The sequence below is a fragment of the Thermomonospora catenispora genome (genome assembly GCF_006363815.1).
GTDB lineage: Bacteria > Actinomycetota > Actinomycetes > Streptosporangiales > Streptosporangiaceae > Thermomonospora > Thermomonospora catenispora.
The window spans coordinates 347,317-367,417 of the sequence record NZ_RRYT01000001.1 but is presented as its reverse complement, the minus strand read 5'-3'; the positions used below and the strand labels follow the sequence as shown (position 1 = coordinate 367,417).

22 protein-coding genes are annotated in these 20,101 nt (G+C 73.3%); 16 read left to right on the top strand and 6 right to left on the bottom strand.

What is annotated here, in order from left to right:
* Positions 1 to 274 precede the first annotated feature (274 nt).
* The 6 genes from EIO00_RS01770 to eboE all read left to right on the top strand — a co-directional run bounded on the left by EIO00_RS01770 (position 275) and on the right by eboE (position 5,426).
* The gene (locus tag EIO00_RS01770; RefSeq protein ID WP_140175019.1) at positions 275 to 496 is read left to right on the top strand and encodes a hypothetical protein; all 222 of its coding nucleotides are present in this window, start codon (positions 275 to 277) and stop codon (positions 494 to 496) included.
* A gap of 80 nt (positions 497 to 576) precedes the next feature.
* A complete protein-coding gene (locus EIO00_RS01765) occupies positions 577 to 1,731 on the top strand; it encodes an inositol-3-phosphate synthase (protein WP_140175017.1) in 1,155 nt (384 codons plus the stop codon).
* A 154-nt stretch (positions 1,732 to 1,885) separates the two neighbouring features.
* Positions 1,886 to 2,746 (top strand): sugar phosphate isomerase/epimerase family protein, encoded by an 861-nt coding sequence (locus EIO00_RS01760; RefSeq protein WP_140175015.1) that lies wholly within the window; start codon positions 1,886 to 1,888, stop codon positions 2,744 to 2,746.
* Positions 2,743 to 3,426, top strand: coding sequence for an EboA domain-containing protein (locus EIO00_RS01755; protein ID WP_175596085.1), 684 nt, complete (start codon positions 2,743 to 2,745; stop codon positions 3,424 to 3,426). The genes EIO00_RS01760 and EIO00_RS01755 overlap by 4 nt, the downstream gene beginning before the upstream one ends.
* Position 3,427: 1 nt before the next feature.
* A complete protein-coding gene (locus EIO00_RS01750; RefSeq protein ID WP_140175013.1) occupies positions 3,428 to 4,273 on the top strand; it encodes a TatD family hydrolase in 846 nt (281 codons plus the stop codon).
* Position 4,274: 1 nt separating this feature from the next.
* Positions 4,275 to 5,426: a metabolite traffic protein EboE gene (gene eboE / locus EIO00_RS01745; RefSeq protein ID WP_140175011.1), complete on the top strand. Its 1,152-nt coding sequence runs from the start codon at positions 4,275 to 4,277 to the stop codon at positions 5,424 to 5,426.
* 157 nt (positions 5,427 to 5,583) lie between these two features.
* Here the strand turns inward: eboE and EIO00_RS01740 are convergent, their stop codons facing one another.
* Positions 5,584 to 6,474, bottom strand: coding sequence for an HhH-GPD family protein (locus tag EIO00_RS01740; protein WP_140175009.1), 891 nt, complete (start codon positions 6,472 to 6,474; stop codon positions 5,584 to 5,586).
* 66 nt (positions 6,475 to 6,540) lie between these two features.
* On the opposite strand from EIO00_RS01740, the gene EIO00_RS01735 reads away from it, so the two are divergent.
* A complete protein-coding gene (locus tag EIO00_RS01735; RefSeq protein WP_140175007.1) occupies positions 6,541 to 7,188 on the top strand; it encodes a hypothetical protein in 648 nt (215 codons plus the stop codon).
* Here EIO00_RS01735 and EIO00_RS01730 read toward each other — a convergent pair.
* Positions 7,154 to 7,648 carry a MarR family winged helix-turn-helix transcriptional regulator gene (locus EIO00_RS01730; protein ID WP_140175005.1) on the bottom strand — a complete coding sequence of 165 codons (495 nt, stop codon included), beginning with the start codon at positions 7,646 to 7,648 and terminating at the stop codon, positions 7,154 to 7,156. The genes EIO00_RS01735 and EIO00_RS01730 overlap by 35 nt on opposite strands.
* 61 nt (positions 7,649 to 7,709) lie before the next feature.
* Here EIO00_RS01730 and EIO00_RS01725 point away from each other — a divergent pair, with 61 nt between their 5' ends.
* Positions 7,710 to 8,126, top strand: coding sequence for a MarR family winged helix-turn-helix transcriptional regulator (locus tag EIO00_RS01725; protein WP_140175003.1), 417 nt, complete (start codon positions 7,710 to 7,712; stop codon positions 8,124 to 8,126).
* A 200-nt stretch (positions 8,127 to 8,326) separates the two neighbouring features.
* Here the strand turns inward: EIO00_RS01725 and disA are convergent, their stop codons facing one another.
* From disA to EIO00_RS01710, 3 genes are all read right to left on the bottom strand, one after another.
* The gene (gene disA / locus EIO00_RS01720) at positions 8,327 to 9,412 is read right to left on the bottom strand and encodes a DNA integrity scanning diadenylate cyclase DisA (RefSeq protein ID WP_140175001.1); all 1,086 of its coding nucleotides are present in this window, start codon (positions 9,410 to 9,412) and stop codon (positions 8,327 to 8,329) included.
* A gap of 173 nt (positions 9,413 to 9,585) precedes the next feature.
* Positions 9,586 to 10,995: a DNA repair protein RadA gene (radA, locus tag EIO00_RS01715; RefSeq protein ID WP_140174999.1), complete on the bottom strand. Its 1,410-nt coding sequence runs from the start codon at positions 10,993 to 10,995 to the stop codon at positions 9,586 to 9,588.
* A gap of 89 nt (positions 10,996 to 11,084) precedes the next feature.
* Entirely contained in the window at positions 11,085 to 11,783 is a 699-nt protein-coding gene (locus EIO00_RS01710; RefSeq protein WP_140174997.1) for a class I SAM-dependent methyltransferase, read from the bottom strand.
* 190 nt (positions 11,784 to 11,973) lie between these two features.
* Here EIO00_RS01710 and EIO00_RS01705 point away from each other — a divergent pair, with 190 nt between their 5' ends.
* From EIO00_RS01705 to EIO00_RS01670, 8 genes are all read left to right on the top strand, one after another.
* Entirely contained in the window at positions 11,974 to 12,858 is an 885-nt protein-coding gene (locus tag EIO00_RS01705) for a sugar phosphate isomerase/epimerase family protein (protein ID WP_140174995.1), read from the top strand.
* Positions 12,858 to 13,448, top strand: a complete 591-nt coding sequence (locus EIO00_RS01700) for a TetR/AcrR family transcriptional regulator (protein WP_140174993.1) — start codon at positions 12,858 to 12,860, stop codon at positions 13,446 to 13,448. The genes EIO00_RS01705 and EIO00_RS01700 overlap by 1 nt, the downstream gene beginning before the upstream one ends.
* 188 nt (positions 13,449 to 13,636) lie before the next feature.
* On the top strand, positions 13,637 to 14,380 hold the full coding sequence (locus tag EIO00_RS01695; protein ID WP_241661044.1) for an ABC transporter ATP-binding protein: 744 nt from the start codon (positions 13,637 to 13,639) through the stop codon (positions 14,378 to 14,380).
* A gap of 76 nt (positions 14,381 to 14,456) precedes the next feature.
* Positions 14,457 to 15,191, top strand: a complete 735-nt coding sequence (locus EIO00_RS01690) for an ABC transporter permease (RefSeq protein WP_140174991.1) — start codon at positions 14,457 to 14,459, stop codon at positions 15,189 to 15,191.
* A gap of 85 nt (positions 15,192 to 15,276) precedes the next feature.
* The gene (locus tag EIO00_RS01685) at positions 15,277 to 16,416 is read left to right on the top strand and encodes an LCP family protein (protein WP_140174989.1); all 1,140 of its coding nucleotides are present in this window, start codon (positions 15,277 to 15,279) and stop codon (positions 16,414 to 16,416) included.
* Between the two features lie 91 nt (positions 16,417 to 16,507).
* Entirely contained in the window at positions 16,508 to 17,428 is a 921-nt protein-coding gene (locus EIO00_RS01680) for a proline dehydrogenase family protein (RefSeq protein WP_140174987.1), read from the top strand.
* Between the two features lie 115 nt (positions 17,429 to 17,543).
* On the top strand, positions 17,544 to 18,347 hold the full coding sequence (gene proC / locus EIO00_RS01675) for a pyrroline-5-carboxylate reductase (RefSeq protein ID WP_175596084.1): 804 nt from the start codon (positions 17,544 to 17,546) through the stop codon (positions 18,345 to 18,347).
* A gap of 131 nt (positions 18,348 to 18,478) precedes the next feature.
* Positions 18,479 to 18,898 carry a hypothetical protein gene (locus EIO00_RS01670; protein WP_140174984.1) on the top strand — a complete coding sequence of 140 codons (420 nt, stop codon included), beginning with the start codon at positions 18,479 to 18,481 and terminating at the stop codon, positions 18,896 to 18,898.
* Between the two features lie 74 nt (positions 18,899 to 18,972).
* Here the strand turns inward: EIO00_RS01670 and EIO00_RS01665 are convergent, their stop codons facing one another.
* Entirely contained in the window at positions 18,973 to 20,013 is a 1,041-nt protein-coding gene (locus EIO00_RS01665; protein ID WP_175596083.1) for an alpha/beta hydrolase, read from the bottom strand.
* Positions 20,014 to 20,101: the final 88 nt, after the last annotated feature.

Below are 20,101 nucleotides of genomic sequence, written 5' to 3'. Positions count from 1 at the left end.
CCGCCGGTGGAGGGCGCAGTGAACTTCAACAAGGATTGACCGAGCCGCGACCGGCGGACCGAGAACCGGTACAGGGCCCGCACCGACTGGTGCGGGCCCTTTGCATGCCTGCACGAATAGTGAGCAGTTGTCGCTCTCCGTGATTGAGCGGGGTTGGGCGTGTCCTGATCCGACGACCGCCGCGACACGCCGGGCATGACGGCCCAATGGCCGCCAATGGGTAACTCCCCCGGTGGCGCGGGCGAAGACCCGCGTACGAGCACAAGGGGGGAACATGTCGAGATCGCACACCTCGTCGGCCGTGGCCCGACTGACGGCCGACAGCGGCCTGACGGCGGCGTTACCGCCCGGCGGGCCGGGATGCGTCCGTCCCGCCCCGCGCTCCACGGTGAGCGCACCGGGATCGATCACCCCCCGCGGCATCACCGTGCTCGACGCAGGCATCGCCCTGGCGGACGGCGCCTGCGCCGGCCGGCCGTTTCGCATCGAGTCCTGAAGCGGCCGGCGGCCGCAGGTCCGCTGAGCCGTCGTGTCGGGCTCGGAAGAAGTGTCGGGCATGGGTTGTGAGGGGGTTCGATGAGGATCGGTGTCTGGCTGGTGGGGGGCCGCGGCTCCGTGGCGACGACGGTGATCACCGGGGCTGCGGCGATCAGAGCCCAACTGCTCCCGCCGGTGGGATGCGTCACCGAGACGGCGGACTTCGCCGAGGCGGGGCTGCCGGGACTGGAGACGCTGGTGTTCGGCGGCCACGACCTCGCCGGGACGGCGCCGCTGGTCAAACGGGCCGAGGAGCTGGCGCGCGCCGGAGTGGTGCCCTCGTGGTCGTCGACCGCGGTGGCCCATGAGCTGGAGGAGGCGGACTCGGAGATCCGGGTCGGCCTGGTCGCCGGGGAGCCGGGAACGCAACGCGAGCACGCCGACCGGTTGATCGCGGACCTGACCTCCTTCCGGGAGCGGCGGGGCCTGGACCGGATCGTGGTGGTCAACGTGGCCTCCACCGAGCCGCCGTTCCCCCGGCGCCCGGAGCACGCCGACCTCGACGCGCTGGAACGCGCCCTCGCCGTCTCCGGCGACGTGCTGCCGCCGAGCTCGGTGTACGCCTACGCCGCGCTGCGGGCGGGCTGCGCCTACATCGACTTCACCCCGTCCACCGGAGTGCGGCTTCCGGCCCTGGACGAGCTGGCCCGTCGGATGGGCGTCCCGTACGCGGGCAGCGACGCCAAGACCGGGGAGACGCTGGTCAAGACGGCGCTGGCGCCGATGTTCACGGCCCGGGCGCTGAACGTGCGCTCCTGGTCCGGCACCAACCTGCTGGGCGGCGGCGACGGGGCGACGCTGGCCGACCCGCAGGCCGGGCGCAGCAAGAAGACCTCCAAGGACCGGGCGCTCACCGAGATCCTCGGGCGCAGGGCCGAGGGCGAGACCCACATCGACTACGTGCCGTCGATGGGGGAGTGGAAGACCGCCTGGGACCATGTGCTGTTCGAGGGGTTCGGCGGGGTGTGGATGACCCTGCAGTTCACCTGGCAGGGCTGTGACTCGGCGCTGGCCGCCCCTCTGGTGCTGGACCTGGCCCGGCTGACGGCCCGCGCCCACGAGGCGGGCGAGTCGGGTCCGCTGCCGGCGCTGGGCTTCTTCTTCAAGGACCCGATCGGCGTGCGGGAGCACCGGCTCGTCCTCCAGTACGAGCTGCTGCGCGAGTGGGCCGCCGGGCTGGGAGCGGCCGCATGAACGGCGCGACCGGACACGGGACCGGGCGCCGGACGCGCCCGAGCGCCGCAGGCCCGACGGGGCGGAGGCCAGCCGGGACCGGTGAGGGGGCGGCGCCGTCGGCCGCGGCGGCGCCCGGCGGCGTCACGGCGTCCGACCGGGAGGTGCCGTCGCGATGAGGTTCGCCTACGGGACCAACGGGTTCGCCGACCACCGGCTGGACGATGCGCTCGCGGTGCTGGCCGACCTCGGGTACGACGGGGTGGCGCTGACCTTGGACGGCGGGCACCTCGACCCGTTCGACGCGGACCTGGCGCGCACGGTGGACAAGGTCGCCGCCCGGCTGGGCGAGCTGGGGCTGAGCGTGGTCGTGGAGACCGGCGGGCGCTATGTGCTGGACCCGCGCCGCAAGCACCGGCCGACGCTGCTGGACCCGCCGCTCGAGGCCGCCCGCCGGCTCGACCTGCTGCTGCGGGCGGTCCGGGTGGCCGCCGACCTGGGCGCGGAGGCGATGTCGCTGTGGAGCGGCACGGCGGACCCCGATCTGCCGGAGGAGACCGCATGGCGGCGGCTCACCGAGGGCGTCGCCCGCGTCGTCGCCGAGGCCGAACGCCTCGGCGTGCGGCTCGGCTTCGAACCGGAGCCGGGGATGTTCATCGACACCATCGCGGGGTTCGCGGACCTGCACGCCCGGCTGGGCGCGCCGGACGCGCTCGGCATCACGCTGGACATCGGGCACTGCCGCTGCCTGGAGCCCGAGCCCGTCCCCGACTGCGTCCGCCGCGCGGCCCCCCATCTGGTGAACGTGCAGATCGAGGACATGCGCCGCGGGGTGCACGAGCACCTGGAGTTCGGCGAGGGCGAGATCGACTTCCCGCCGGTGCTGGCCGCGCTGGAGGCCTGCGGTTATCGCGGGCTGGTCGGCGTGGAGCTGCCCCGGCACAGCCATGCCGCGCCCGAGGTCGCGGAGCGTTCGCTCCGCTTCCTGCGGGCCGCGGCCGAGAAAGCGGGGATCACTGGGGAGGCGAATCGATGACGCATGTGGACCAGACGCTCGACCGAGAGCGGTCGCTGGACGGCGCGCTGGACGGCGCGCTGGACGAACGCGGCCGGCGCTGGCTGGCGCAGGCGTTGGAGCGCATCAGGGAACGGGAGGAGGCCGTCTTAGAGCTGTTCCCGGTGGCGGGGCGGGCCTGCGGCCGCGGCCCGATGCCGGGGGCGCCCGGGGTGACGGTCGACCAGGCGGTCCGGGAACGGCTGCTGACGGCCCTGTCCAGCCGGGGCGCCGAGCTGGGCGAGCTGCTGTGGCGGGTCTACCGGTACGGCGATGCGGCCGAGCGGATCGCGGTGCTCAGGGCGCTCGGCCGGCTGGACGCCGACGGGGCGCTGGGGGAGCACGGGCTGCGGATCGTGCGGGATGCGATCCGCACCAACGACGCCCGGATGATCGAGGCGGCCGTCGGCCCGTACGGGGCCCGGCGCCTCCCCGACGCGGAGTACCGGCAGGCGGTGCTCAAGTGCGTGTTCGTCGGCGTTCCGCTGTCGGCGGTGGCCGGACTGGAGCAGCGGGCCGACCGCGAGCTGGCGCGGATGCTGGCCGACTACGCCCATGAGCGCACCGTCGCCGGGCGCGACGTCCCGGCGGACGTCCGGCCGCTGATCCGGCGGCACCCGGACGTGACCGAAGGCAGGCGACTCCCGGAAGGATGGCTCTGAGATGCGCATCTTCGACCCGCACATCCACATGACCTCGCGCACCACCGACGACTACGAGGCCATGTACACCGCCGGGGTACGGGCCGTGGTCGAGCCGGCGTTCTGGCTCGGCCAGCCGCGCACCTCGCCGGACACCTTCGTCGACTACTTCGACTCGCTGCTGGGCTGGGAGCCGTACCGGGCGTCGCAGTTCGGCATCCGGCACCACTGCACGATCGCGCTCAACCCCAAGGAGGCGGGCGATCCCCGCTGCCGTCCCGTGCTCGACCTGGTGCCCCGCTATCTGGCCAAGGACGGGGTGGTGGCGGTCGGCGAGGTCGGCTACGACTCGATGACCCCCGAGGAGGACGAGGCGTTCGCCGCCCAGCTGGAGATGGCGCGGAACGCGGACCTGCCGGTGCTGGTGCACACCCCGCACCGGGACAAGGCCGCCGGCACCCGCCGCAGCCTGGACGTGGTGCGCGAGTCGGGGCTGCCGCCCGAACGGGTGCTGATCGACCACCTCAACGAGACGACCGTGGCCATGGTGAAGGAGTCGGGGTGCTGGATGGGATTCTCGGTCTATCCGGACACCAAGATGGACGAAGATCGGATGGTGAGGATCCTCAAGGAGTACGGGACCGAGCGCATGCTGGTGAACTCGGCCGCCGACTGGGGCCGCAGCGACCCGCTCAAGACCCGTAGGGTCGGGGAGGCGATGCTGGCGGCGGGTTTCACCGACGTTGACGTGGAGACCGTCCTGTGGGACAACCCGGTCGCCTTCTATGCGCAGAGCGGCCGGCTCGACCTCGCCGAGGCGGAGCCCGCGGCGTGCTATGCCGGCAACACCATCGAACGAGGCGGATGATATGCGCTTTCGACATCGCGACGGGACCCTCGTGCACGTCGCGTACTGCACCAACGTTCACCCCGCCGAAGACCTCGACGGGGTGATCGCCCAGTTCACCCGGTACGCCCGTCCCATCCGCGACCGGCTGGGGGTGGACCGGCTGGGGGTCGGGCTGTGGCTGGCCCGGTCCGTGGCCGACATGCTCACCGCCGACCCCGGCGAGCTGCTGCGGCTGCGCCGGGCCGTCGACAAGGCGGGCCTGGAGGTCGTCACCATGAACGGCTTCCCCTACCAGGGCTTCCACAGCGAGGTGGTCAAGCACGACGTGTACCACCCCGACTGGACCCGGCCCGAGCGGATGCGCTACACCCTCGACCTGGCCCGCATCCTCACCCGGCTGCTGCCGGAGGACGCCGAGCACGGCAGCATCTCCACCCTGCCGGTGGCCTGGCGGGAGCCCTGGTCGCCGGCGCAGGAGGAGCTGGCGCGGCGGCGGCAGGACCGGCTGGACCGCGAGCTGTTCGCGCTGGCCTCGGCCACCGGCCGCGACATCCGGGTCGCGTTCGAGCCCGAGCCCGGCTGCCTGGTGGAGTCCACCGTCCAGGCCGGCGAGCATCTGCTGGGCGGCCGGCGGCATCTGGGGGTGTGCCTGGACGCCTGTCATCTGGCGGTGGGCTTCGAGGACCCGGCGGCCGCGGTGGAACGGTTGACCGCCGCCGGGCTGCCGGTGGTCAAGGTGCAGGCGTCCTGCGCGTTGCAGGCCGACCGGCCCGCCGACCCGCGGACCCGTGAGGCGCTGCGGGAGTTCGTCGAGCCCCGCTTCCTGCATCAGACCAGGGAGCGGGACGTGGCGGTCGGCGTCGACGACCTGGACGTCGCCCTGGAGGGGGAGCTGCCCGGCGAGCGCGAGTGGCGCATCCACTATCACGTCCCCCTGCACGCCGCGCCGGCCGAGCCGTTGCGGTCCACCCGGCCGGTGCTGAGCGACGTGCTGGAGACCCTGCTCGGGGGCGAGCGCGCGCTCACCGACCATGTGGAGGTGGAGACCTACACCTGGGAGGTGCTGCCGGGGCACACCCGGGGCAAGGGGGCGTTGATCGACGGGATCGTCGGCGAGCTCACCTGGATGCGCGAGGAGCTGATCCGGCTGGGCCTTAAGGAAGAGAACTGATCGGCCCACGGCGCCGCCGGCCCGCCGCGTCGCCGCCGCTGCGCCGGCGGGCCGGCGGCGCGGCGGGCGCGTCCGCGGGGGCGTTCTGCGGCTTTCCGGGACGGCGCGTCGCCCCGCGTCGGGAGGGCGGGGCGTGCGCGGCCGGGAGGGCCCGCGGTCAGGAGGGCAGGGCGTACCGCCCGTCCTCCAGGGGGTCGACGAGGCCGTCGGCCACCAGCCCGTCGAGGGCGCGTTCGCGTTGGACGGGGTCGGCCCAGACCACGTCCAGGGCCGCCTTCTCCACCGGGCCGTCGGCCTCGCGCAGCACGGCGAGCAGGCGCCCCCGGCACTGGCGGTCGGTGCCCGCGTACGCCTGGCCGCGTCGGGGCGGCCCCTCGTGGGGCGGCCGACCGGCCCGGTACCAGGCGCAGGAGCCGATGACCGGGCAGTCGGCGCAGCGGGGGTTGCGCGCCGTGCAGACCAGCGCGCCCAGCTCCATGACGGCCACGGACCAGCGGGCGGCGGTGGGGGCGTCCGGCGGGAGGAGGGATTCGGCGAGGGCGACCTCGGCGGCCGTCTGCGACCTGGGCGGATACTCCACACCGGTGATCATCCGCGCCAGCACCCGCCGCACGTTGGTGTCCAGCACGGCGTGGCGCTGCCGGTAGGCGAAGCTGGCCACGGCCGCCGCGGTGTACGCCCCGACCCCCGGCAGGGCCCGCAGCTCCGCATAGGAGTCCGGCACCCGCCCGCCGTGCCGCTCGGTGATCGTCACCGCGCACGCGTGCAGGCGCAGCGCCCGGCGCGGATATCCCAGCCGCCCCCAGGCCCGCACCGCCTCCCCGGACGGCTCGGCGGCCAGCGCCCGGGGGGTGGGCCAGCGCCGCATCCACTCCCGCCAGACGGGCAGCACGCGGGCGACGGGCGTCTGCTGCAGCATGATCTCGCTGACCAGGATCCCCCACGGGGTCGCCTCGGGGGCGCGCCAGGGCAGGTCGCGGGCGTGCTCGGCGTACCAGTCGAGGATCGGCGCAGTGTAGCGGACGGCGTTGAGCGGCGTGGTGGTCATGGCGGAGGCCATCCTGCCACGGCGTGCCGGGATGCTCGCCGCTTCGGCGGAACGCATACTGCCCGCATGGATGTGGACACCTACAGTGACGAAGACGGCCCAGTGTACTGGCGTCGTCGCGCCCTGGTGCTGGGCGGGGTGGCCGCAGTGATCGCCTTGCTGGCCTGGGCCTGCGGCGGCGACGAGCAGACCGCCCGCCCCGCCGGCGCCGCCGACGCGCCGACCCCGCCCATCCCGCCGGTGCTGCCGACCATCACCGTGACCGCCACCCCCACCGCCGGCGGCACCCCGAGCGCCGAGCCCTCCGCCCGGCCGGAGCCCGCGCCCTCCGACGGCCGCTGCGACCCCGACGACCTGGTCCTGACGGTCCGCATGGACCGGACCGTCTATCCCGAGGGGGAACATCCCAGGCTGCACCTCTCCCTGGTCAACGTCGGCGAGCGGACCTGCGGCCTCGACCTCGGCCCGGCGAGCCTGCGGGTCCGCATCACCAGCGGCCCGGACCGCGTCTGGTCCTCCGAGCACTGCGCCGTCGGCGCCTCGTTCCGCAAGCTCCGCCGCGGAGTCCCCTACGTCCAGACCGTCACCTGGGACCGCAGGCGCTCGGCCCCCGGCTGTCCCAAGAGCCGGGCGGCGGCCAAGCCGGGCACCTATGTGGCCACCGTGCGCCTGGAGGGCCTCAAGCCTCACCGGAAGGTCTTCCACCTTCGCTGATCTCCTCCAGCCCGGCCGTGAAACGTTGCAGCAGCCGGGCGAACTCGGCGCGTTCGGCGTCGGCCCACCCCTCCATCGCCGCCGCGAACACCCGCCGCCGGTGCCTGTGCACCCGGTCGGTGAGCGCACGCCCCTCCCCGGTCCGCTCCAGCAGCGTCCGCCGTCCGTCCCGCTGGTCGGCGACCCGCCGCACCAGTCCCGCGTTCACCGCCGCGGACACCAGCCTGCTGGCGCGGGGCTGATCCACGCCCAGCGCCGTCGACACCGTCCCCACGGTGACCTGCTCACCGGCCGCCTCCGCCGCCTCGATCACATCGAGCACGTCGAACACCGCCCGGCCCACCGTCTCGGCCCCCGCCAGCTCCGCCAGGGCCCCGCGCCGCTGTCTCCGCCGGATGGCCACCATGGCCCGCTCGATGGCCGCCAGCTCCCCTCCGCCGGAAGCGCCCTTGTCCGCCATGGCTCCCCAATCCATAATCAAGTACAACTAGTTGTCAGATTACATGGATTGCTCATCGACGATGACGGAACAACCGATCGGTTATTGGATTCGCCGCCTGGACACCGCGCTGGAAGAGGTTCTGGACCGCGCACTGGCCGAGGAGGGGGTGGGGCGCCGCCACTGGCAGGCGCTCAACGTCTTCCGGAACGGCCCGGTGGACGCCGCCGCCCTGACCGACCGCCTGGCCCCCTTCTGGACCGAGGGGGCGATCACCCCCGCCGAGGTCGTCGAGGACCTCACCCGCCGGGGCTGGCTGGAGCGCACCGTCGACGGCCGCCTCGGCCTCACCGCCGAGGGCGCCTCCGCCCGCTCCCGGCTGTCGGCCCGGGTCGAGGAGAGCAGGCGGCGGCTGGCCGAGGGCATCACCCCCGAGGAGTACGCCACCACCCTCAACGTGCTGCGTCGCATGGCCGAGAACGCCCAGGCCCTGGTCTGACGCGCCGGTCGTCGTGAGCGGGCGACCGGCGCGGGGCGGGTCCCGGCCCGCGGTTCGCGGGGCGCCTCCGGAGCCGGTCCCGCGATCGATCCGCGACCGGCCCGGGATCGGCCCGGGATCGGCCCGGATCGGTCCGGATCGGTCCGGGACCGCGCGGTCTCAGCCGGGGGTGCCGGCGGGCGGGGGCGTCCCCTCTGAGCTCACACGTACCGTTCGAGGATGGAGCTCTCGGCGAGGCGGGACAGGCCCTCCCGGACGCTGCGGGCACGGGACTCGCCGACGCCGGTGACGGACTGCAGATCGTCGATGCTGGCGGCCAGCAGCTTCTGCAGGCTGCCGAAGTGCTCGACCAGGCCCTCCACGACCAGACCGGGCAGCCGGGGGACCTTGGCCAGCAGCCGGTAACCCTTGGGGCTGACCGGGGTGTCCAGGGCGTCGGGGCCGGAGTAGCCCATGACCTCCGCGACGGTGGTGAGGTCCAGCAGCTCGTTGGCGCTGAGGGTGTCGAGGGCGTTCAGGACCTCGCCGACCCGGTGCGCGGGGGTCTCGGGCGGCTGGTAGTCGCGGACGATCAGCTCCCGGTCCACGTCGACGCCGGAGACCAGCTCGTCCAGCTGGAGGGACAGCAGCCGTCCGTCGGTGCCGAGCTCGACCACGTACCCCTCGATCTCGTCGGCGATGCGGCGGACCATCTCCAGCCGCTGCACCACGGCGGTCACGTCGCGGACGGTGACCAGGTCCTCGATCTCCAGCGCGGACAGGGTGCCGGAGACCTCGTCGAGGCGGAGCTTGTAGCGCTCCAGCGTCGCCAGCGCCTGGTTGGCCTTGGAGAGGATGGCCGCCGAGTCCTCCAGCACATAGCGGGTGCCGTCCAGGTAGAGGGCGATGATCCGCATGGACTGGCTGACCGAGATCACCGGGAACCCGCACTGCTTGGCGACGCGCTCGGCGGTGCGGTGCCGGGTCCCGGACTCCTCAGTGGGGATGGTGGGGTCGGGCACCAGGTGGACGGCCGCGCGGACGATCCGCCGGTGGTCGCTGTCCAGCACGATCGCGCCGTCCATCTTGGCCAGCTCGCGCAGCCGGGTCGCGGAGAACTCCACGTCCAGCTCGAAACCCCCCGAGCACAGCTCCGCCACGACGTCGTCATAGCCGAGAACGATCAGGCCGCCGGTGTTCCCCCGCAGGATGCGTTCCAGGCCGTCGCGAAGGGCGGTGCCGGGGGCGACCGCCGCCAGCGTGGCGCGGAGCCTCTCGTCATGCGACTTGTCGTGCGGTACTCCCACTGGACCCCCGGAGGTCGCTGAACGGCGCTTAGTCTACCGAGCCGTGTGGGCGATCGGCTCATTCCCGGACATCTGACAATCTTTTACGCCTTTTGCGCATCGCTGCGCCGCTCCGTGGCCTGAGCGTCCCCGCATCGCCCGTACGCCCCGGTAAAGCGAGGCTATCGGGGAGGTCAGGGCGCAGTGAAGGCCACCCGCAGGGCCTGCTGGAGGTTGTCCACCTCCATGACCTTCATGCCCTCGTAGCTGACCGCCTGCAGCTCGGCCCGCCGCAGCGGGGTCCGCTCGCCCAGGTCCAGCGACCCCTTGGGCACCACGGCCGCCTTGAAGCCCAGCCGGCTCGCCTCGGCCAGCCGGCGCTGCACGCCCGGCACCGCGCGGACCTCCCCGGCCAGCCCGACCTCGCCGAGCGCGATCAGGTTCCCCGACAGCGCCTGCTCGACGGTGGAGCCGGCCACCGCCAGCGCCACCGCCAGGTCCACGGAGGTCTCGGTGAGCCGCACCCCGCCCACGGTGGAGACGTAGACGTCCTGGTCGTGCATGGAGACCTGGCAGCGCCGGGCCAGCACCGCCAGCACCATCGCCACCCGCGCCGAGTCCAGCCCGGAGGTGGCGCGCCGCGGAGCGGGCAGGAACGACTTGGCCACCAGCGCCTGCACTTCGGCGACCAGCGGCCGGCGGCCCTCCAGCGTCACCGTCACGCAGGTCCCCGGCACCGGCTCCTCCCGGCGGGTCAGGAACAGCCCGCTGGGATCGGCCAGCCCCACGATGCCGACCTCCGACAGGTCGAAGCAGCCCAGCTCGTCGGTGGGGCCGTAGCGGTTCTTCACGGCGCGGATCATCCGCAGCCGGCTGTGCCGGTCGCCCTCGAAGTACAGCACCACGTCGACCAGGTGCTCCAGCAGCCGGGGGCCGGCGATGGCGCCGTCCTTGGTGACGTGGCCGACCAGCACGGTGGTGATGGAGCGCTCCTTGGCCACCCGGATGAGGTTGGCGGTGACCTCGCGGATCTGGGTGACGCCGCCGGGCGCGCCCTCCACCTCCACGGTGCCGATGGTCTGGATCGAGTCCACCACCAGCAGCTTGGGCTCGACGGCGTCGATGTGGCCGAGGACGGCGGCCAGCTCGGTCTCGGCGGCCAGGTACAGCCCGTCGGCGACCGCCCCCACCCGGTCGGCGCGCAGCCGGACCTGCTCGGCGGACTCCTCCCCGGTGACGTACAGCACGGGGGTCTCGGCGGCGGCCAGCGCGGCGACCTCCAGCAGCAGGGTGGACTTGCCGATGCCGGGCTCGCCGGCCAGCAGCAGCACCGCCCCGGGCACCAGCCCGCCGCCCAGCACCCGGTCCAGCTCCTCCAGCCCGGTCGGCCGGGTCTGCGCCGCCCGCACGTCCACCTCGCCGATCGGCCGGGCCGGGGAGGTGACCGGGCCGGGGGCCACCACGCGCGGCGGAGCGACGGCGCCGGCCTCGGAGACGGTGCCCCACGCCTGGCACTCGCCGCAGCGGCCGACCCATTTGGTCGTCTGCCAGCCGCACTCGGAGCAGCGGTAGGCCGCTCGGGACGTGGTCTTAGCCTTGGCCATATCCCGATACGGTACGCCGGACCGCCGACAATGCGGCGCCCGCGTCCTCCCGCGCGCCTCCGGCGGCCCGCCGGCGCCGGGCCTTCCGGTCAGTAGCGCCGCCACCAGATGTTCACGGCGTAATCGACCTCGCAGCCCTCGTGCTCGGCCAGGAACGCGGCGGCCAATTCCTCGGGGAACTCGATGCGCAGCACCTTCGCCAGATCCTCGCGGTCGTCGAACGCCCACCGGATCAGCACCGGTTCCCGCTGGAATCCCTGCCGGGCCCAGAACGCCTCCACCGCGGCCGGGTCGTACCGGGGCAGCCAGCGCCGGAACCAGCGGCCGAACGTGGACCGGGTGGCGTCGTTGTCGATGATCGCCGCCGCTCCGCCGCGCCGGATCACCCGTCGCAGCTCGGCCAGTCCCGGTTCGCACCCCGGCCCGAAGAAGTACGCCCAGCGGACGTGCACCAGATCCACCGAGGCGTCCGGCAGCGGAATCGCCTGCGCCGCGCCGACCCGCACGGTCACGTTCGCCAGATGCCGCACCCGCCGGGCGGCCGCCGCCGCCAGTGCCGAATGCGGTTCTACTCCGATCACCCGGGCCGCCTCACGGGCGAACATCGGCAGATGGAAACCCGTTCCGCACCCCAGGTCCAGCACGGTCGCACCGGCCCAGGGCCGGATTCGGCGCAGCGCCGCCTCCAGCAGTCCGTCGGGGTCCGCGGCGCGATTTTCGATCTCATAGATCTGCGGGGAATTCCAGATGTTGGGACTGGGCACGGCGCCCGCCGCGATCTCGGCCACGGACGCGAGAGTAGCCGCGTTCACGGGGTGTTGTGCGAATCATCGATACCAGGGGGGACACATGCGGCGACGCAGCGCATAGGCTTTCGTGTGCGCGGTGTTCTCCGCCGGGCGGCGGTCGCCCGTCTCGGCGGCCCGCACGGGCGGCGCCGCGTCGGACGATCGTCGAGTGATCCTCAGCGAGGGGGCAGTGACTCCGCAGCACGACGGCGCAGCACCAGCGGGGCTCCGGCTGCCGGACGCCTCGGTGACGCTCTCGACCGCATCGGTCTTTCCGGAGAAGGCACCCAGCGCCTTCGAGATCGCCGCCACGCTGGGGTATGACGGCGTCGAGGTGATGGTCGCCACCGATGCCGCCTCACAGGACCTGAACGTGCTGCGCCGGCTGTCGGAGTACCACCAGATCCCGATCAAGTCGATCCACGCGCCCTGTCTGCTGCTCACCCAGCGGGTGTGGGGCCGCGACCCCTGGGGCAAGCTGATGCGCTCCAAGGAGGTCGCCGAGGCGCTCGGCGCCGAGGTCGTGGTGGTGCATCCGCCCTTCCGCTGGCAGCGCGAGTACGCCCGCGAGTTCGTCGAGGGCCTGGCCCGCATGCAGTCCGAGACCGACGTGAAGTTCGCGGTGGAGAACATGTTCCCGGTGCGGGCGCGCGGCGCCGAGGTGGGCATGTACTCGCCCGGCTGGAACCCGGTGGACCAGGACTACCCGTATGTGACGCTGGATCTGTCGCACACCGCGGTGTCGGGCTCGGACGCGCTGGAGATGGCCGAGCGGCTGGGCGACCGGTTGCAGCACATCCACCTGGCCGACGGGGTCGGCATCGCCAACAAGGACGAGCACCTGGTGCCGGGCCGGGGACGCCAGCCGTGCGCCGAGGTGCTGGAGAAGCTGGCCGCCGACGGCTTCTCCGGGCACGTCGTGCTGGAGGTCAACACCCGGCGCGCGGCCAGCCGGGCCGAGCGCATGGACGACCTGGCCGAGGCGCTGGCGTTCGCCCGGCTGCATCTGGCCGCCGCCGACCGCACCTGGGAGGTCACCCCGGCCGGAGAGGTGTCGCGCCGAGGCCGGAGCTGATGGCCGCCGACGTCACCGGCAGGCCCGGCCGGCGTCCCGGTCCCACCGAGACCCGGGAGAGGATCCTGGCCTGTGCTCGCCGGCTGTTCGCCGAGAAGGGGTACGACGGGGCGTCGCTGCGCGGCATCGCCCGGGAGGCCGGGGTGGATCCGGCGCTGGTGCACCACTTCTTCGGCGGCAAGCAGGGCGTGTTCGTCGCGGCGATGCGGTTCCCGATCGATCCGGCGGCGGTGCTGGAGCAGGTCGCGCACATGCCGCGCGAACGGCTCGGCGAGGCGCTGGCGAGGGTGTTCCTGGAGGTCTGGGACGACCCGGCGCGCCGGGCGCCGGCGCTGGCCCTGCTACGGTCGGCCATGACGAACGAGCAGGCCGCCACGATGATGCGGCAGTTCGTCAGCTCGGCGCTGCTGGGGCCGATCACCGAGCGGTACCGCATCCCCCCGCTCCGGGTCCAGGCCGCCGTGGGGCAGATGATCGGCATGGCCGTGCTCCGGTACGTGCTGGAGGTGGAGCCGATCGCGTCCGCCCCGCCGCAGGAGCTGGCGGCGATGCTGGCCCCGGTGCTGCAGCACCACCTCGACTCCTCCTGACCGCGGGCCGTCTCCTCGCGGCCGCACCGCCGGCCCGACCCACCGGACCCCGCTCCGCCCGGGGCGCACGTGCTTTCCGGGACGGGCGCGTCGACCCGCCGTTCGCCTCCGTCCCGCTCCTCGCTCCATCCCGCCGTTCGCCTCATCGCGCCCTTGACCGGTCCGCTGCGCGGACATAAATTCAACACATGATGAATTCTGCTCCGGCGGCCCCGCCGGGCGCCGCCGTCAGCGTCCGCGACCTGTGGGTCGAGCGCGGCGGCCGGGAGGTGCTGCGCGGAGTCGGCTTCGACGTCCCGCGCGGCGCCGTGGTCGGCCTGCTCGGCCCCAGCGGCTGCGGCAAGACCACGCTGATGCGCGCCATCGTGGGCGTGCAGATCGTCAAGAGCGGCGTCGTCACCGTGCTCGGTCACCCGGCGGGCAGCCCTCCGGTGCGCCGCCGCGTCGGATACGCGGCGCAGAGCGCCGCCGTCTACACCGATCTGACCGTCCGGGAGAACCTGCGCTACTTCGCCGCGGTGCTCGGCGCGCCCCGCGACGATGTGGACCGGGTGCTGGCGGAGGTCGGTCTGGAGCGCCACGGCGACCAGGTGGTCGCCACCCTGTCCGGCGGGCAGCTCAGTCGCGCCAGCCTGGCGGTGGCCCTGCTGGGCGCGCCCGAGCTGCTGGTCCTGGACGAGCCGACGGTGGGCCTGGACCCGGTGCTGCGCGAGGAGCTGTGGGACCTGTTCCACGTCCTGGCCGCCCGCGGCGTCACGCTGCTGGTCTCCAGCCACGTGATGGACGAGGCGAGGCGTTGCGAGCGGCTGCTGCTGATGCGCGAGGGCGAGATGCTCGCCGACGACCCGCCCGAGGTCCTGTGCGAGCGCGCCGGGACATCCGACCTGGAGCAGGTCTTCCTCCGATTGATCACCGAACGGGCGGCGTCGTGAGCCGGCGACGCGGACGCGCCGGCGCCGCGCTCATCGGGCGGCGCGGGGCGCCGTTCCCCCGCCCTGGGAGGACGTCATGAGCATCGCGGTGACATGGGCGACGACCCGGCGGATCCTGCAGCAGCTGCGGCACGACCACCGCACGGTGGTGATGATCGTCGGGGTGCCCAGCCTGCTGATGATCCTGCTGCGGTACGTGTTCGACCAGCCGATCCTGTTCGACCGGATCGGACCGGTCCTGCTGGGCGTGTTCCCGTTCGTCATCATGTTCATCGTCACCAGCGTGGGCACGCTGCGGGAGCGCGCCGGCGGCACGCTGGAGCGGCTGATGACGACGCCGCTGCGGGCGCCGGACCTGCTGGTGGGGTACGCGCTGGCGTTCGGGCTGGTGGCGCTGGCGCAGGTGGCGGTGGTGCTGACGATCTCGCTGACCTGGCTGGGGCTGGAGCTGGCGGGCTCGGTGGGGACGCTGGTGGCGGTGGCGGTGCTGGACGCGCTGCTGGGCGTGGCGCTGGGGCTGCTGGCCAGCGCGTTCGCCCGCACCGAGTTCCAGGCGGTGCAGCTGATGCCGGTGTTCGTGCTGCCGCAGACGCTGCTGTGCGGGCTGTTCGTGCCGCGCGACCAGATGGCCGGCTGGCTGGAGGCGATCTCCCACGTGCTGCCGCTGTCGTACGCGGTGGAGGCCATGCAGGAGGTGTCCCGGGAGCCCGGCGTGACCGGGACGCTGCTGCGCGACATGGCGGTGATCGCCGGATGCGCGGTGCTGGCCCTGGCCCTGGGCGCGGCCACGCTGCGGCGGCGCACCCCGTGAACGGCCCGCCGAAAGGGCGTATTGACCGAAACCGGGCATGGGAATAACGGGCGGAGTATCCGAGGCATCGGTAATATCCCTGCTCATGAGCGCGAAGAAGGATCCCGCCGCGGGCGCCGACCAGCTCGACGAACCCCGCCCGGACGGCGCCGATCCCCAGGAGGCGGACGCGGACGAGGAGCTCGCCGACGAGCCGGGAGAGGAGAAGAGCGAGCCGCGTCGTCGCCGAGGCCGCCGCATTCTGCTGGCGGTCGTGGCCTTCCTGCTCATCGTCGTGCTCGGTGCGGCGGCGCTGCTCTGGGAGCGCCAGAGCACCTACAACAGCAACATCAGCCGGCTGCCCGGCGTGATGCCCACCGGTGACCGGCCCGGCCCCAACGTGGTCGGCACCGAGAACTGGCTGCTGGTCGGCTCCGACACCCGGGTGGAGACCAAGACCACCGGCGAGGGCGGCCTGGTCTGGCGGCGGGGCCAGCAGCGGGCCGACACGATCATGCTGGTGCACCTGCCCGCCGAGCGGGACAAGGTCTATGTGATCTCCATTCCCCGGGACTCGTGGGTCACCGTCCCCGGCTACGGGCAGCAGAAGATCAACGCCGCGTTCTCCTACGGCGGACCGCCGCTGCTGATCGAGACGGTGGAGGACCTGACCGGCGTCCGCATCGACCACTTCGGCGCGATCGACTTCAACGGGTTCAAGGACATGACCGACGCCCTCGGCGGCGTCGACGTGCACATCACCAAGACCGTGCACGATCCGATGAACCACATCACCTGGCCGGCCGGCAAGAACCACCTGAACGGCGAGAAGGCGCTGCTGTTCGTCCGGCAGCGCTACAACCTGCCCAACGGCGACTTCGACCGGATCAAGCGGCAGCAGGCGTTCCTGCGGGCCGTCACCCAGAAGGCCGCCACCGCCGGGACCGTCACCAACCCGCTCAAGCTGGACCGCTTCCTGTCGGCGGTGACCAAGTCGATCAGCGTGGACGAGGGGGTGTCGGCGGGAGACCTGCGCTCGCTGGCGCTGAGCCTGCGCAACGTGCGCGGCTCGGACATCACGTTCCTGACCGTGCCCAACAAGGGCCCCGCCCAGCGCGGCAGCCAGAGCGTGGTGCTGCTGGACGACGCCAAGGCCCGCCTCCTCTACGACGCCGTGCGCGCCGCCAAGCTCGCCGAGTACGTCGATCAGCACGGCGGCGCCAACAAGGTGACCAAGGTCTCCTGACCGCGCCCGGCCGCCCCGGGGCCCGGCCGCGCGCCCGCTTACTCTGGGTCGTGGTGGGACGAGGAGGTCCCGTCGCAGAAGGGGTGGCGCAGTGCTTCGTCAGGTTCTGTTGGCGGCGTCCCGCAGCAGCGGGGTCCGTCGCGCGGTGGAGTCCGCTCCGTTCTCCCGGCGGATGGTGCGCCGGTTCATCGCGGGCGAGACGGCGGAGGACGCCCTGGAGGTCACCCGGCGGCTCACCGCCGACGGCCTGCACGTCACGATCGACCACCTGGGGGAGGACACCACCGACGCCGCGCAGGCCGAGGCCGTGGTCGAGGGGTATGCGGCGCTGCTGGACCGCCTCGCCGCCGCCGGGCACGGGCCGCGCGCCGAGGTGTCGGTGAAGCTGTCGGCGGTGGGGCAGGCGCTGGACGAGGACATGGCGTTGGAGAACGCCCGCCGGATCTGCGCCGCCGCCGAGGCCGCCGGGACCACCGTGACGCTCGACATGGAGGACCACACCACGGTCGAGTCGACGCTGCGGATCCTGGCCGAGCTGCGCCGCGACCATCCCCGGACCGGCGCGGTGATCCAGGCGTACCTGCGCAGGGCCGAGGAGTACTGCGCCGAGCTGGCCCATGAGGGCTCCCGGGTGCGATTGTGCAAGGGCGCCTACGCCGCTCCCGCCGACGTGGCCTACACCAGCCGGGCGGAGATCGACAAGTCGTATGTGCGGTGCATGAAGGTGCTGTTCGCCGGCAAGGGCTACCCGATGCTGGCCACCCACGACCCGCGCCTCATCGAGATCGGCGGGGCGCTGGCGATCTCCCACGACCGCCCCGCCGACAGCTACGAGTACCAGATGCTGTACGGGATCCGGCCGGCCGAGCAGCGCCGTCTCATCGGGCTCGGCGCGCAGGTGCGGGTGTACGTCCCCTACGGCCGCGAGTGGTACGGGTACGCGATGCGGCGGATGGCCGAACGGCCCGCCAACCTGCTGTTCGTGCTCCGCGCGCTGGCGAGCGGGTCCTGACGGGGCCCGGCGGGGCCCGCCGGCCTCGCCTCCTCGGCCGCCCGGGACGGGACCGGGGAGGGCGGCCGGCCGGACCGGGCCTGGGCGGCGGCGGACCCTCGCTACGCTGGGGCCTGTGAGTGGACTCATCGCGATTCTCGGCGCCGGGAAGATGGGCGAGGCGCTGCTGTCCGGCGTGCTGCGGGCCGGTCGGCGGCCCGGCGAGCTGGTCGTGACGACCCGCCGCGAGGAGCGCGGCGCCCTGCTGCGGGAGCGGTACGGCGTCGAGGTCGTCACCAACGCCGAGGCGGCCAAGATCGCCAAGACGTTGATCCTGGCCGTCAAGCCGCAGGACATGGGGGCGCTGCTGGAGGAGCTGCGCCCGCACCTGGCGCCGGACCGCCTGGTGATCTCGATGGCCGCCGGGATCCCCTGCTCGTTCATCGAGCAGCGGCTGCCGGACGGGGTGCCGGTGATCCGGGTGATGTCCAACACCCCGGTGCTGGTGGACGAGGCGATGAGCGTGGTGTCGGCGGGTTCGCACGCCGCCGAGGAGCACCTGAAGGTCGCCGAGGAGCTGCTGTCCCCGGTGGGCAAGGTGCTGCGGATCCCCGAGGCCCTGCAGGACGGGGCCACCGCGCTGTCGGGCAGCGGCCCGGCGTACTTCTACTACCTGGTCGAGGCGATGGTGGACGCGGGGATCCTGCTGGGCATGCCGCGCGCCGCCGCGCTGGAGATGGTGATCCAGTCCGCGGTCGGGGCGGCGGTCATGCTGCGGGACTCCGGCGAGCACCCAGTGATGCTGCGCGAGGCGGTCACCTCCCCGGGCGGCACCACCATCGCGGCCATCCGCGAGCTGGAGCGGCACGGCGTCCGCGCCGCGGTCATCGAGGCCATCGAGGCCGCCCGCAACCGGGCCCGCGAACTGGCCGAGGGCTGACGCCCCGCCGGGGGAGCCGAGCGGAGCCCGGGCCCGGATCCGCGGGGGCGGCGAAGGGGAGAGCGGCGGAAAAGCGGCGAGAGAACTGACCGTCCATTGAGCCGATCTTTGCTTTCTGCTCGGCTGGGGGCATGGGGATGTTGCTTCGAGTGCTGGTGGTGGCGGGGCTGGTGATCGACGCGGTCGTGCACTGGCGCTTCGCGCCGGACATGGCCTTCGTCGAGGGCGGCAGCATCGAGGGGGACACGCTGTTCCGCCTCCAGGCCGCCGTGGCGGCCGTGTCCGCCGTCCTGGTCGCCGTGCGGCCGCGCCGCTGGACCTATGCGGTCGCCTTCGTCGTGGCCGCCACCGCGGTGGGGGCCCTGCTGCTGTACCTGTGGGTCGATGTGGGGGTCCTCGGCCCGCTGCCGGACATGCACGACCCGGTCTGGTACGGCGAGAAGACCTGGAGCCTGGTCGGCGAGGGCGTCGCCGCGCTGGCCGCCCTGGGAGGCGTGTTCCTCCCCCGGGCCGAGCGGCAGGGCGCGTCCCGGCACGCCGAGGCGGTCTGAGGGTCCTGAGGCTCTGACAGGCCCTTGCGCGGGGGCCGCGCCGCGCGCCCGCTCGGCGCCGGGGACCGTTCCGGTCAGGCGACGGCGCCGCGGTCGGGCTCCTCCAGCAGGGAGCAGACGAAGCGGGAGACCTCCGCCAAGGCCCGCCGGGCCTCGGGGAGCACCCGGTTGAGGATCTGGAAGTCGTGCATCTGGCCCGGCCAGATCTGCAGCACGCAGTGCGCGCCGGCCTCGGTCAGCGCCTCGGCCAGCCGCTCCGCCTCCGGACGCAGCACCTCGTCCCCGCCGACCTGGATCAGCACCGGAGGGACGTTCTCCCAGTCGCACTCCAGCAGCGCCAGCCGGGGGTCGGGGTCGTCCTGGCCGGTCACCAGCCGGGCGATGCGGCGCGCCATCTGCGGGCTGATGTAGGCGTCCCGCACCTGCGGATCGCATTCCACCGACAGCTCGCAGGTCAGGTCCACCCAGGGGGAGAACAGCACCAGCCCGGCCGGGGAGGGCAGGTCGAGGCGGCAGAGCTCGGCGGTCAGCACCGCGGCCAGGTGGCCGCCCGCCGAGTCGCCGGCGACCACGATCCGGTCCGTCGGGTAGCCCTGCTCCAGCAGCCACCGGTAGGCGTCCAGGGCGTCCTCCAGGGGCGCCGGGAACGGATGCTCGGGCGCCAGCCGGTAGTGCGGCACGAGCACCGGCAGCCTGCAGTCGGCCGACAGCCGTGAGGTGATCGGCCGGTGGGTGCGCGGCGAGCACACGATGTAGCCGCCGCCGTGCAGGTACAGCATGGCCGCGTCCTCGATCGCGCCCTTTTCGGGGATCAACAGCTCGCCGGTCAGCGGCCGGTCGTTCTCGCGCGGGATGGACGCGCTCTCCAGCCGGGTCTGCGGATGCTGCCCGATGAGCAGGGCGGCGGCGTCCACCGCGGTACGGGCGGTCCGGATGCTCACCGGGTGGTCCGGCAGCCGGTGCATGAAGGGCCGGAGGCCCAATCGGAGCGCGCGGGAGATCACCGCGCTCTGCATGCTCGGTTTGAGGTCCGCGAGGGCATCGGCCTCCGGCTCCTGCCCGTCTGGGTGGGCGACCGCCTTGCGCGGGCGGCGGGCCCGGATAAGCGGCACCATGTGCACCCCCGATGTTTCGTTCGTGTTACCTGATGCCCTCTGAAGCGGATAAATCACCCTTTCGTCACATCTGGTGCGGATGTTTTCG

Coding starts and splice junctions, on each gene's coding strand:
- EIO00_RS01770 (WP_140175019.1), top strand. CDS start 275: ATGTCGAGATCGCACACCTCGTCGGCCGTGGCCCGACTGACGGCCGAC.
- EIO00_RS01765 (WP_140175017.1), top strand. CDS start 577: ATGAGGATCGGTGTCTGGCTGGTGGGGGGCCGCGGCTCCGTGGCGACG.
- EIO00_RS01760 (WP_140175015.1), top strand. CDS start 1,886: ATGAGGTTCGCCTACGGGACCAACGGGTTCGCCGACCACCGGCTGGAC.
- EIO00_RS01755 (WP_175596085.1), top strand. CDS start 2,743: ATGACGCATGTGGACCAGACGCTCGACCGAGAGCGGTCGCTGGACGGC.
- EIO00_RS01750 (WP_140175013.1), top strand. CDS start 3,428: ATGCGCATCTTCGACCCGCACATCCACATGACCTCGCGCACCACCGAC.
- eboE (WP_140175011.1), top strand. CDS start 4,275: ATGCGCTTTCGACATCGCGACGGGACCCTCGTGCACGTCGCGTACTGC.
- EIO00_RS01740 (WP_140175009.1), bottom strand. CDS start 6,474: ATGACCACCACGCCGCTCAACGCCGTCCGCTACACTGCGCCGATCCTC.
- EIO00_RS01735 (WP_140175007.1), top strand. CDS start 6,541: ATGGATGTGGACACCTACAGTGACGAAGACGGCCCAGTGTACTGGCGT.
- EIO00_RS01730 (WP_140175005.1), bottom strand. CDS start 7,648: ATGGCGGACAAGGGCGCTTCCGGCGGAGGGGAGCTGGCGGCCATCGAG.
- EIO00_RS01725 (WP_140175003.1), top strand. CDS start 7,710: ATGACGGAACAACCGATCGGTTATTGGATTCGCCGCCTGGACACCGCG.
- radA (WP_140174999.1), bottom strand. CDS start 10,995: ATGGCCAAGGCTAAGACCACGTCCCGAGCGGCCTACCGCTGCTCCGAG.
- EIO00_RS01700 (WP_140174993.1), top strand. CDS start 12,858: ATGGCCGCCGACGTCACCGGCAGGCCCGGCCGGCGTCCCGGTCCCACC.
- EIO00_RS01695 (WP_241661044.1), top strand. CDS start 13,637: ATGATGAATTCTGCTCCGGCGGCCCCGCCGGGCGCCGCCGTCAGCGTC.
- EIO00_RS01690 (WP_140174991.1), top strand. CDS start 14,457: ATGAGCATCGCGGTGACATGGGCGACGACCCGGCGGATCCTGCAGCAG.
- EIO00_RS01685 (WP_140174989.1), top strand. CDS start 15,277: ATGAGCGCGAAGAAGGATCCCGCCGCGGGCGCCGACCAGCTCGACGAA.
- EIO00_RS01670 (WP_140174984.1), top strand. CDS start 18,479: ATGGGGATGTTGCTTCGAGTGCTGGTGGTGGCGGGGCTGGTGATCGAC.
- EIO00_RS01665 (WP_175596083.1), bottom strand. CDS start 20,013: ATGGTGCCGCTTATCCGGGCCCGCCGCCCGCGCAAGGCGGTCGCCCAC.